At 43.5% G+C, this 12,829-nt stretch carries 9 protein-coding genes; 5 read left to right on the forward strand and 4 right to left on the reverse strand.

Annotation, left to right across the window (positions count from 1 at the left end; translation table 11 throughout):
* Window positions 1-168: 168 nt before the first annotated feature.
* The gene (nagE, locus tag AB4513_RS06740; RefSeq protein WP_029222967.1) at window positions 169-1,728 is read right to left on the reverse strand and encodes an N-acetylglucosamine-specific PTS transporter subunit IIBC; all 1,560 of its coding nucleotides are present in this window, start codon (window positions 1,726-1,728) and stop codon (window positions 169-171) included.
* Between the two features lie 475 nt (window positions 1,729-2,203).
* On the opposite strand from nagE, the gene nagA reads away from it, so the two are divergent.
* The 4 genes from nagA to asnB all read left to right on the forward strand — a co-directional run bounded on the left by nagA (window position 2,204) and on the right by asnB (window position 8,132).
* Window positions 2,204-3,340, forward strand: coding sequence for an N-acetylglucosamine-6-phosphate deacetylase (gene nagA / locus AB4513_RS06745; protein ID WP_009847334.1), 1,137 nt, complete (start codon window positions 2,204-2,206; stop codon window positions 3,338-3,340).
* A 2-nt stretch (window positions 3,341-3,342) separates the two neighbouring features.
* Window positions 3,343-4,557, forward strand: coding sequence for an ROK family protein (locus AB4513_RS06750; protein ID WP_009847335.1), 1,215 nt, complete (start codon window positions 3,343-3,345; stop codon window positions 4,555-4,557).
* An 83-nt stretch (window positions 4,558-4,640) separates the two neighbouring features.
* Window positions 4,641-6,227: a cation:proton antiporter family protein gene (locus AB4513_RS06755; RefSeq protein WP_009847336.1), complete on the forward strand. Its 1,587-nt coding sequence runs from the start codon at window positions 4,641-4,643 to the stop codon at window positions 6,225-6,227.
* Between the two features lie 234 nt (window positions 6,228-6,461).
* Window positions 6,462-8,132, forward strand: a complete 1,671-nt coding sequence (gene asnB / locus AB4513_RS06760; RefSeq protein ID WP_009847337.1) for an asparagine synthase B — start codon at window positions 6,462-6,464, stop codon at window positions 8,130-8,132.
* An 82-nt stretch (window positions 8,133-8,214) separates the two neighbouring features.
* On the opposite strand, the gene rfaH is transcribed toward asnB, so the two are convergent.
* Window positions 8,215-8,721, reverse strand: coding sequence for a transcription/translation regulatory transformer protein RfaH (rfaH, locus tag AB4513_RS06765; RefSeq protein ID WP_009847338.1), 507 nt, complete (start codon window positions 8,719-8,721; stop codon window positions 8,215-8,217).
* Between the two features lie 501 nt (window positions 8,722-9,222).
* Between rfaH and AB4513_RS06770 the strand changes: the two genes are divergently transcribed.
* Window positions 9,223-10,608 carry a peptide MFS transporter gene (locus AB4513_RS06770; RefSeq protein WP_009847339.1) on the forward strand — a complete coding sequence of 462 codons (1,386 nt, stop codon included), beginning with the start codon at window positions 9,223-9,225 and terminating at the stop codon, window positions 10,606-10,608.
* A gap of 106 nt (window positions 10,609-10,714) precedes the next feature.
* Here the strand turns inward: AB4513_RS06770 and hemH are convergent, their stop codons facing one another.
* On the reverse strand, window positions 10,715-11,677 hold the full coding sequence (gene hemH / locus AB4513_RS06775) for a ferrochelatase (RefSeq protein WP_009847340.1): 963 nt from the start codon (window positions 11,675-11,677) through the stop codon (window positions 10,715-10,717).
* 276 nt (window positions 11,678-11,953) lie between these two features.
* Window positions 11,954-12,598 (reverse strand): adenylate kinase, encoded by a 645-nt coding sequence (gene adk, locus AB4513_RS06780; protein WP_102257779.1) that lies wholly within the window; start codon window positions 12,596-12,598, stop codon window positions 11,954-11,956.
* Window positions 12,599-12,829: the final 231 nt, after the last annotated feature.

Consider the following 12,829-nt stretch of genomic DNA (forward strand, 5'->3'; position numbering starts at 1 on the left):
ATAAGAACCGTCCGTTAATTGCGATTATTTCTGCTATTCGATGAAGAATAGAACGAACCGGGTTCATTGACCTTAAACAGTAGGCACAAAAAAGCCTCCCGTTTGGGAGGCTTTCAATTTGAAACTTACTTAAGAGTAACTTTACTTCTTAATTAAGTACTTCCGTCACTATGGAAGTTTTACATCAGATAGGTCTTCACCTGCACCTATAGCTTTCATTTCGCCAGCTACGATTTCAGCTAGTGGGCCTAGGATAACCTGTAGGTTGTTTTCACCTAGTTTAACCACACCTTTAGCGCCAAGCTTCTTAAGAACAGCTTCATCTGCGATAGAGCGGTCTTTAAGAGTTAGACGTAGACGAGTGATACAAGCGTCGATTGAAGTTAGGTTGTCGTGACCACCTAGTGCTTTCAGGTATTGACGTGCAACTTCACCTTTTGGTGCGTCGCCAGCAGGAGCTGCTACAGCTTCGTCATCATCTTCACGACCTGGCGATTTCAAGTTGAAAGCGCGGATTGCGAAAGAGAAAGTGAAGAAGTATAAAGCACCGAAACCAAGACCGATTAGTAGTAGTACGAATGGTTTAGTTGCTAGACCCCAGTTCAATACGAAGTCGATAAGACCAGCAGAGAAACCGAAACCGTGCAGAGTACCAAACATGTTTGCAACTACTAGAGACAGACCTGTAAATACAGCGTGCATTGCGTATAGAGCAGGAGCTAGGAATACGAACATGAATTCTAGCGGCTCTGTGATACCTGTTAGGAATGAACAGAATGCAACTGAGAACAGTGCGCCACCAACTTGGCTGCGTTTTTCAGCAGGAGCAGCTAGGTACATTGCAAGTGCAGCACCTGGTAGACCGAACATCATTACAGGGAAGAAACCGTTCATGAACACGCCAGCGCCTTTATCGCCACCGAAGAAACGGTGTAGGTCGCCAGATTTAACAGTTTCAGTCACTTCTTTAACTACAGTAGTGATTTCTGGAGTTACAGAGTTAGCGAATGTGAATGTGTGCTCTTGGCCAACAACTAGAGTTTTAGCTAGTGATGGGTCAACACAAAGTTGAGTGATGTTAGCGAATGCGCCTTGACCAGCAACGATGATTTCTTGACATGTACCCATACCGAACCAGAAGTATGAGTTCAATACGTGGTGTAGACCTACAGGGATAAGTGCACGGTTAAGAGTACCGTAAACGAATTGACCAATAGCGCCAGATGTTGATACTGCGTGAGCCAGTGCGTCTAGACCAGATTGAACACCAGGCCAAACCACACCAGACACAGCACCTGCAACAAGTGCAAATAGACCAGCCATGATAGGTACTAAACGTTTACCCGCAAAGAAAGCCAGCCACTCAGGAAGACGTGTTGCATGGAAAGCGTTGTAAGAGTGACCTGCGATGATACCAGCGAAGATACCGCCGAAGAATGACATGTTTACGTCAGCGTTAATTGTTGTTGCTGTCGCTGTTAGTACGAAGTAAGCAACTGCACCAGCAAGACCTGCTGCGCCGTTACCGTCTTTAGAAAGACCAATCGCGATACCTAGACCAAATAGCAATGGTAGGTTACCGAAGATCGCTCCACCAGCTTCTGCCATGAATGGAATATCAAGTAGATCGCCTTGACCTAAACGTAGTAGAAGCGCCGCAATCGGAAGTGTTGCGATAGGTAGCATTAATGCCTTACCTAGCTTCTGTGCATATCCTAGAATATTCACCAGTTGTTTCCCCCTATAGGATTTTTTAGAATTCATTTGAGAAACTTATTTTAGTCGCTCAATTTAGTCCTATTCAGTGTATTCAATTAATTTTGCCCCGCAAATTAAAACCTTACCATTTGTGATCCTAATCACCAGTTTTTACCAAATCCAGAGGTTTTTGCTAGCGAGATCATAAAACTTATTTTATCATTCAAAAAAATGAGCGTTTATAGATAAAATTCAAATCTAATCATTAGGCAAAAACATGATATTCCTAACTTTAGATTACCCTATGAATAATCATTAACAATGAACCTAAATGTATAATAAAGATCAATTGTTCATATGTTTTTCAACAACTTAAATAGCTTCCCATTTTGAAGCCGTTCGCCCATAAAAGATAAATCGTTACGTAAATGATGCTCGCAAACTAAGTCCACATTTAGGTAACGAACAAATTTAAAAGATCTCACGAAATAAGGATTAGCTGACTATGTACGCGCTAAGTAACTGTAAAATTTACACTGGTAGTGATGTTCTAACCGATCATGCCGTCGTAATAGAAAATGAACTGATCAAAAAAGTCTGTCCTATCTCTGAATTGCCAGAAGGAATCGAGGTTCGCGATCTAAACGGAGCAAACCTAAGCCCAGGTTTCATTGACTTACAACTGAATGGTTGTGGCGGTGTAATGCTTAACGATGAGATCACGGCAGAAACAATGCAGATCATGCACGAAGCAAACCTTAAATCAGGCTGTACTAGCTTCCTGCCAACGCTCATCACTTCTTCAGACGAAGATATGCGTGCAGTTATTACTGCAGCTCGTGAATATCACAACCAGTACCAAAACCAATCACTAGGTCTGCACCTTGAAGGTCCATACCTAAACGTTGCAAAAAAAGGCATCCACAGCGTCGATCACATTCGTAAATCAGACAGCGAAATGATTGAACTGATTTGCGAGAACAGCGACCTAGTTTCAAAAGTAACATTGGCACCAGAGCTTAATGATCCAGAACATATCGAGCGCCTACACAAAGCAGGCGTTGTCGTTTCTATCGGCCACACAAACGCGACTTACGCAGAAGCTCGACAAAGTTTCGAATCTGGTATCACTTTCGCTACCCACCTATTCAATGCAATGACCCCTATGGTTGGTCGTGAACCTGGCGTTGTTGGCGCGATTTACGACACGCCAGAAGTTTATGCAGGTATCATCGCCGACGGCTTCCACGTTGATTACGCAAACATCAGAATTGCGCACAAAATCAAGGGAGAAAAGTTAGTATTAGTGACGGATGCCACAGCTCCTGCAGGTGCTGACATGGAATACTTTATTTTTGTCGGTAAGAAAGTATATTACCGAGATGGTAAGTGTGTTGATGAAAACGGCACACTGGGCGGCTCAGCTCTGACTATGATTGAAGCAGTTCAGAATACAGTTGAGCACGCTGGTATCGCTTTAGACGAAGCTCTTCGCATGGCTACGCTATACCCAGCTACGGCTATCGGTGTAGAAAGCAAGCTAGGTCGAATCAAAAAAGGCATGGTTGCAAACCTAGCTGTATTTGACCGAGACTTTAACGTTAAAGCGACTGTTGTTAATGGACAATACGAGCACAATTAAGTATGAATGGCGGACAAATAGGTAACGTAGACTTAGTTAAACAACTAAACAGTGCGGCGGTATACCGACTAATAGACCAGCAAGGGCCTATCAGTCGTATACAAGTGGCTGATGTAAGCCAACTCGCACCGGCAAGTGTTACAAAAATTACCCGCCAACTTTTGGAGCGCGGCCTCATTAAAGAGGTTGCGCAACAAGCGTCTACTGGCGGTAGACGCGCGATCTCCCTAACCACAGAAGTCGACCCTTTTCATTCTGTCGCTGTACGCTTAGGTAGAGACTATATTCAAATAAGCCTTCATGACCTTGGTGGTCGTGAATTGGCTTTCCAACAACAAGACCTAGATTATTCAGACCAATCAGACCTTACACAAGGCTTGGTCAATAACCTCAAGGCTTTCATTGCTGAGCATCAGCCAAAGATCGACCAACTGATTGCCATTGGTGTCACCCTTCCAGGCTTGGTCAACCCAACGACCGGTGTTGTTGAGTACATGCCAAACACGGACATCGATAACCTCGCATTGAGCGACATTATTCGCGACACTTTCCATGTGGCTTGTTTTGTTGGTAATGACGTTAGAGGAATGGCGCTTGCTGAGCACTACTTCGGTGCAAGTAAAGACAGTCAAGATTCTATTTTGGTCAGTGTGCACCGTGGTACGGGTGCTGGTATTATCGTTAATGGACAGGTTTTCTTAGGCCATAACCGTAACGTGGGTGAAATTGGTCATATCCAAATTGATCCGCTAGGGGAACAATGCCAGTGTGGTAACTTCGGTTGTCTTGAAACCGTAGCGGCAAACCCTGCCATCGTTGATCGAGTGCAGAAGCTCATTAAGCAAGGCTATGAATCTTCTTTAACGGAACTTGAACATATTACGATTCAAGATGTTTGTGACCACGCAATCAATGGCGATGAACTCGCGAAGCAAAGCTTAGTCCGAGTAGGAAACCAGTTAGGTAAGGCTATCGCGATGACGATTAACCTGTTTAACCCTCAGAAAGTAATCATTGCTGGTGATATTACTAAGGCACAAGAGATTGTTTTCCCTGCAATTAAGCGCAATGTAGAGAATCAGTCGTTAACGACTTTCCATAGCGGCCTGCCTATTGTAGCATCACAGATCGATAAACATCCTACGATGGGAGCCTTTGCCATGATTAAGCGCGCCATGCTCAACGGTGTGTTACTGCAAAAGCTTCTTGAAGACTAAAGAAAACAATTCTGATTTTCCGCGGGCCGTGTTTGTATAAACACGGCCCGTTTTTTTAAGCTAGGGAACTACAACAACAAGTTATGGAACTTATATTAATATCCACTGCGTTTATCGCAGGATTTATTGCTTTAAAATGCCACCTCCCCCCATTAGTTGGTTTTTTGGTTGCAGGTTTCGGGCTTTATGCCCTTGGCTTTGAAACCAATGACACCATCATTACTTTGGCTGACCTTGGTGTCACCCTTCTCTTATTTACTATTGGCTTAAAGCTGGACATCAAAACCCTACTCTCTAAAGAGATCTGGGCTGGCGCAACAATCCACAATCTTTTATCCACTCTGTTTTTTGCAGCCGCTCTATTTGGTTTTAAGTTTCTAGGTATTTCATCTCTAGCAGCCATGTCAATAGAACAGATCGTTCTACTCGGTTTTGCTCTTTCATTTTCTAGTACTGTATTTGCGGTCAAGTCTCTACAAGAGAAAGGGGAAATGAATGCTACCTATGGCACACTAGCGATTGGCATTCTGGTCATGCAAGATATCTTTGCTGTCGTATTCTTGACTGCATCGACGGGCAAAATTCCAGAGTGGTATGCGATCGCACTGTTCGCTTTGCCTTTCTTTCGCCCATTGTTCTACAAAGTCCTCGATTGGGTTGGGCACGGTGAAATGTTGGTGCTATTCGGTATCTTCTTCGCATTAGTTGTTGGTGCTGGCTTGTTCCAGTTTGTAGGAGTAAAACCAGACTTAGGTGCCCTTATCCTAGGTATGCTATTAGCCGGTCACCCAAAAGCTTCAGAGCTATCGAAGTCGCTGTTTAACCTCAAAGAGCTTTTCCTCGTCTGCTTCTTCTTGAATATTGGCTTGTCAGAACAGCCAACTATTCAGGGTTTTATGCTTGCAGTCTTGTTCTTATTGTTACTGCCAGTGAAAGGCGTTCTGTACTTCTTGGTACTAAACCGATTCAAGTTCCGTGTTCGAACCTCCCTACTCACTTCTTTGTCACTGTTTAACTACAGTGAATTTGGCCTCATCGTCGGTGGCCTTGCTTTTAAGATGGGCTGGATGTCTGGCGACATCTTGGTGGCAGTGGCTATAGCCGTTTCATTGTCGTTCTTAATCGCTGCACCTCTCAACAAAGCGGGTCACAAACTTTATCAACAATCAGGTCGCTGGTTAAAAGAGCACGCTGCTGAGAAGCTCCACCAACGCGACAAACGAATTGACCCAGGTCGGGCTCAGGTTCTAATTCTTGGCATGGGACGCATTGGTACTGGTGCCTACGACGAATTACGCTCACGCTACGGCAAAGTGAGTTTAGGTGTAGAAGTTCGTGAAGACGCGGCACATAACCACAGAAGCCATGGCAGAAACGTTATTTCTGGTGACGCAACTGACCCGGATTTCTGGGAACGAATTTTAGACACAGCAAACGTAAAACTGGTGATCTTGGCTATGCCTCACCACCAGGGTAATCAAACCGCCTTAGAACAATTAAAATCACGCAACTTTAAAGGTCAAATAGCGGCAATTGCCGAATATCCAGATCAGCTCGAAACACTGAAAGAGAATGGCGTCGATGCGGCATTTAACATTTACAGCGAAGCTGGCAGCGGTTTTGCCCGACATGTTTGTGAACAATTGAATCCGAACATCAATAAAATATAATATTCAACATGTTCCATTCAACCTCTCAAAATTGCGCTTTTTTTGCACTTTTGAGAGGTTTTTGTTCAAAAAACCAACCGCAATTAGACACCACTCACCAAAACCACCTTTAAATTAGATACTTTCTAATATAACCCCCTTTATATTATTTTTTTGCTCATATTCGGTTGCTTTTTTTAGCCAGAATGGCAAATTGAATACAGTTGATTTAGAAATTATTTAAAAGGAAGTTCTATGTGTTCAGTATTTGGCATTCTCGACATTAAAAGTGATGCCGCAGCACTTCGCCCTATTGCTTTAGAAATGTCTAAAAAGCTTCGTCACCGTGGCCCAGACTGGTCTGGTATCTATGCTGGTGAAAAAGCTATCCTTGCTCACGAGCGTCTAGCTATCGTCGGCCTAAATAGTGGTGCTCAACCACTATATAGCCAAGACAAAAAACACATTCTTGCAGTCAATGGCGAAATCTATAACCACAAAGAACTTCGCGCTCGCTATGAAGATAAATACCAGTTCCAAACTGACTCTGATTGTGAAGTCATTCTTGCGCTTTACCAAGAGATGGGTGCCGACCTTTTAGAAGAACTTAACGGTATTTTCGCTTTCGTTTTATATGACGAAGAGAAAGACGAATACCTAGTCGGCCGCGACCATATTGGCATCATCCCGCTTTACCAAGGCTACGATGAGCACGGCAACTATTACGTTGCTTCAGAGATGAAAGCACTGGTTCCAGTTTGTAAGACGATCAGTGAGTTCCCTCCTGGTAGCTTCTACTCTTCTAAAGATACAGAACCTCAACGCTACTACATCCGCGATTGGAACGAATACGCAGCCGTTCAAGGTAACAGCACAAGCAAAGAAGAGCTAACTGAAGCGCTAGAAGCTGCTGTTAAGCGTCAACTAATGACTGACGTTCCTTACGGTGTACTTCTATCTGGTGGCCTTGATTCATCAATCACTTCTGCAGTCGCTAAACGTTTTGCAGCAATGCGTATCGAAGATGACGAGCAATCAGAAGCTTGGTGGCCACAACTACACTCATTTGCTGTTGGCCTAGAAAATGCTCCCGATCTGATTGCTGCACGTGAAGTTGCGGACAAAATCGGTACTGTACACCATGAGATGACTTACACCATTCAGGAAGGCTTAGATGCAATCCGTGATGTTATCTACCACATCGAAACTTATGATGTTACGACCATCCGTGCTTCAACGCCGATGTACTTGCTAGCTCGTAAGATCAAAGCAATGGGTATCAAGATGGTACTTTCTGGTGAAGGTGCTGATGAAATCTTTGGTGGCTACCTGTACTTCCATAAAGCGCCAAACGCAAAAGAGTTCCACGAAGAGACGGTACGTAAACTTCTTGCTCTAAGCATGTTTGACTGTGCTCGTGCAAACAAATCACTTGCAGCATGGGGAGTCGAAGGTCGTGTACCATTCTTGGATAAAGAGTTCATCGATGTGGCTATGCGTTTAAACCCTGAAGACAAAATGTGCGGTAACGGTAAAATGGAGAAACACATCCTACGTGAGTGTTTTGAAGACTACTTACCAGATTCAATCGCATGGCGCCAAAAAGAACAGTTCTCTGATGGTGTTGGCTACGACTGGATTGATACATTGAAAGCAACGGCTGAAGAAAAAGTAACGGATCAACAAATGGAAGCTGCTCAGTTCCGTTTCCCTTACAACACACCAACAACCAAAGAAGGTTATGCTTACCGTGAAATCTTTGAGGAGCTATTCCCTCTAGAATCGGCGGCAGAGTGTGTACCTGGCGGCCCTTCAGTTGCCTGTTCATCAGCAAAAGCGATCGAGTGGGATGAGTCATTCAAAAACTGTGTAGACCCATCAGGCCGTGCGGTACAAGCCGTTCACAACGACGCCTATAACGCTTAAGCGTTTGAAAAATCAAATACTAAAAAAGGCGCATTATGCGCCTTTTTGTTTTAAGCCTAGTTTTTACTTTTTAATATTTCACTTATACGTGAGCTTGTAGTGCTTCGTTTTCAATACTGATCGGAACCACTTGGCTGATCATTTTTACGAGCATAATGGATCGAGCTTCGCCATCTTTCTGATGGTAAATAGCTTCAACACCCGCAAACTGGCCACTATTAATTTTGACAACTTGCCCTGATTCAAACTCAACACAGCAATCTTCAACTTCGCTACTGCAACACTTCTCGAACTCTTTTAGCTCAAAAACCAAATCACCTTGGACTTCATACGGCCTTGCACCGAACTTAATAAAGTCGACAACACCACGAGTTGAACGAACGGTAGTAAAGCTTGGGCCTTGCTCATAATCAAAACGGACAAAGATATAGGATGGGAACAGCGGTTCTTGGACCAGCTTCTCTTTCCCTCTCACTACCTTTTCGACTTCTATTTGAGGGTAAAAGCACTCTACCCCCTGATTTTCTAGGTGCTGTTGAGCGCGTTTTTGATCACCACGCTTACAGTAAAGTAAATACCAACGTTTCATTTAACTCGCCATCTTCGTTCTTTGGACATTTAACCACAGCCTAAAACAGTTTAGTCGCCGTTAATAAATGAGTCCTGATAAGCGAGAAATTACGCGCAACAGACAGACTTATCAACCAAAAAGTCATAGGTAAAAAATTTGGTCAGTCATTGTACAAGGAACATTTAGAGATCAAAAGACTCATTGCTGTAAGCATATGTATATCGCAGATAATATGAATAACATTCCCTATAAGATCATAACGATAGGCTAGGGCAATAGATCTAAACATTTTTATTGGATAGGATCTTAAAAAAGGTTACTAACCAACCAGGTCAAATATGGAAAATTAGTTTGCAGCACAAGCAGAATGGGCCACATTAAAAGTAAATTTATTTAATATCAACACTTTAGCAAAACCAAGTTATCGTGACCACAAAATACGCCTATTGCAGACTTTTACCCTACTGTGTATACATGAATGACTATAAAATCTTTTAATACCTAAAATTAGTAAAACTTATGCCAAGCAATCACAACATCTTTGGCCACCCTAGAGGCCTATTTTTATTATTTAGCACAGAGCTATGGGAACGTTTCTCCTACTACGCGATGCGTGCCATCCTTGTTTTATTTTTGACTGACACGACCCTCAACGGTGGGCTTGGTTGGTCAACGAAAGACGCACTTGATCTCTACGGTATTTACACTGGCTTAGTCTACATCACGCCATTGATCGGTGGCTGGATTGCCGATAACTACTTAGGACAACGTAAATCGATCCTAGTGGGTGGTGTATTAATGGCACTCGGCCAATTTACACTCGCTCTTCCTAACGGCGCTATTGGCTTAGACCAAGTAAATGCTCTTTATCTAGGTTTAGCACTCCTTATCAGTGGTAACGGTATGTTTAAGCCAAACATCTCGACCATGGTTGGCGACCTATACCAAGAAGGCGATAACCGCCGTGACGGTGCATTCACCATTTTCTACATGGGCATCAACTTAGGTGCATTATTAGGTGGCTTGATTTCAGGCGCTGCTGTCGACTCTTTCGGCTGGAAAGCAGGTTTCTTAGCCGCTGGTATTGGTATGGTTATTAGCTTAATCATGCAAATGACAATGGCTCAATCTTGGTTAGGTAACATTGGTTCAGTGCCAGCAGCTGCGCGAGCAAAAGCACTGAACCAATCTAAAGAAAAAACGCCACTAACCAAAGAAGAGTTCGATCGATTAAAAGTTATTCTGGTTATGGGTCTATTCGTCATAGTTTTCTGGGCGGGCTTTGAACAAGCTGGCGGTCTGATGAATATCTATACTCAACAATATACTGACCGCATGATTGGTGGCTTTGAAGTCCCAGCGGCGTGGTTCCAATCTCTGAACCCATTCTTCATCATTACACTTGCACCAATCATTGCTGCATTTTGGGTTAAGCTTGGTAAGCGTGAACCAAATTCTCCAGTGAAATTTGCAATGGCTTTGTTCTTCCTAGCTCTTGGTTTTGTGTGCATGATGGGCGCTGTAATGGAGCAAGGTGGCGACCTAACAGTGAAAACATCAATGCTGTGGCTAGTCGGTGCTTTCTTCTTCCATACCCTTGGCGAACTTTGTCTATCTCCTATTGGCCTGTCGTTGGTCACTAAGTTAGCTCCGCTTCGTCTCGCATCACTAATGATGGGGGCATGGTTTGGCTTCAACGCTGTCGCAAACTACGTAGCTGGCCTTGTGGGTTCTCACGTTGGTGAGCTTGGCGCAATGTCTATCTTCGGTGGTATCGCAATTACAGCGACAATAAGTGGCGTCTTACTGCTTCTTTGTGCTGGCAAGCTTGTATCATGGATGCATGGCGTAGAAAGCAACATGATGCTTGAAGCAGAGCCAAAAGCAGAAACTTCGGTTGCTTAATATCTAGACCTATTTCAAGAAGAAACATCCAGATCAAAAAGGGCTGCTCATTGAGCAGCCCTTTTGCTATTTTTAGATATGCATGACAATTTAGGCGAAGTCGTATTTAACGATACAGCGCCACTAACTCCGCCATCATATCGATGTGCGAGTCTCTATCATTCAGACACGTAATGTAGCTAAAGTCTGAGCCACCAGCGTCAATGAAGGTCTCTTTACACTGATCCGAAATCTCTTCTAACGTTTCTAAACAATCCACAGAAAATGCAGGCGCCATAATATCGATTTTTTTGATGCCTTTGCTTGGCAATGATTCAAGTGTCTCGTCAGTGTATGGCTTCAACCACTCTTCTCGACCAAATCGAGATTGGTATGTCATGGTGATATCGTCCGCTGATAAGCCTAACTCAGCAGCAAGGAGCTTTGTTGTCGCTTCACAATGCTGTGGGTAGATGTCGCCTTCATCAGCCAATCGTTTCGGAATACCGTGGAAAGAACAAACTAAATGATCGGCTCTACCATTTTTATCCCAATGGCTACGCACGCTTTCAGCCAATGCTTTTGCGTAGCTTGGGTGCGCGTAGTAGTCGCGAATAAAGCGATAGCTCGGAATCACTGGCATCTGCTTAAAGGCCTTGGTTAAGCCATCAGATACGGCCGCTGTGGTTGTGCCTGAGTATTGAGGATATAAAGGCAATACGATGATGTCTTCAACGCCCTGACCCATTAATTGCTCAACGCCCGTTTTAAGGCTTGGGTTACCATAGGTCATACCCAGCGCTACGGGTATCTGTAATTTTTTCTGGAGCTTTTCGGCTTGTCTTTGAGAGTACACAAGCAGTGGTGAGCCTTCATCCATCCAAACAGACTGATACAGCTTAGCCACTTTCGGCGCTCTAATCGGTAAGATCACCCCATGTAAAATAGGACACCACAACCAACGCGTTAAGTTTACGACTCGCTTGTCGTGTAAGAATTCACTCAAAAATCGACGAACGCCAGCTGGGGTCGCTGAGTCTGGTGTTCCTAAGTTCACCAGTAAAACGCCCTGCTTTTTATTATTTTCCATAGATACCTGAGACCAATATGTGATTTTCTGGAACGTAATATACTAATCTACATAAGTTTAAGATCATTGTTGTGCTACTAAATTTAAGAATAATCGTTCTTAACCTAGGTGATCACAACATCACATTGATCGTTAGCCGCGCGAATCTAAGCCGTACCACGGAAACAGTGCACAATCGAGTTTATCTAGATTGGTATATGACTAAAAATTGAAACAAAAAAAGCGACCTTAAGGTCGCTTCCAATATATCAAATTCTAAAACTGGCTGTTAGCCAATTATGCTAGTGCTTTCTCAAGTTCTGCACTAACTTCAGCAACTTGCTTAGTACCGTCGAACTTAAGGTACTTAGTGTTACCTGCTTCAGCTTCTTTACCGTAGTAAGAGATAAGCGGAGCTGTTTGATCGTGGTATACACCTAGACGTGCACGAACTGTTTTTTCTTTGTCGTCATCACGAACCACTAGCTCTTCGCCAGTGATGTCATCTTTACCTTCTTCTTTAGGCGGGTTGTACACATTGTGGTATGTACGGCCAGAAGGAAGGTGAGCACGACGACCAGCCATACGCTCAACAATCACATCGTCAGCTACGTCGAATTCAACAACGTAGTCTACTGCGATACCCATTTCTTTTAGGCCATCAGCTTGAGGGATTGTGCGTGGGAAACCGTCTAGTAGGAAACCTTTCTCACAGTCATCTTGAGCGATACGCTCTTTGATTAGACCAAGGATAATTTCATCAGAAACTAGCTGACCAGCGTCGATTACTGATTTTGCTTGCTTACCAAGCTCAGTACCCGCTTTGATAGCAGCACGTAGCATGTCACCAGTTGAAATTTGAGGGATACCAAATTTGTTCATGATGAAGTTAGCTTGAGTACCTTTACCCGCGCCAGGAGCACCTAGAAGAATGATGCGCATGTTTAATCCTCTTATAAAAATTATGATTTATACCGAAGCTCACTATCCCGCCTTTCTGGTTCAATTTAAGTCGAACAAGAGAGATTAGGTAACAACTGAGGCTAAGCACAACTGTAAACAGAAGCAAAACGGTAAGTTTCGGTATAACGTTTAAAAATCATACAACTGGAGATGATAGGTTCATAGTACCAGCTGATTAGGTCGAGCATTCTATCACATTAATATTCAATT

Source organism: Vibrio sp. 10N.222.54.E6, from assembly GCF_041473955.1.
Taxonomy (GTDB): domain Bacteria; phylum Pseudomonadota; class Gammaproteobacteria; order Enterobacterales; family Vibrionaceae; genus Vibrio; species Vibrio tasmaniensis_A.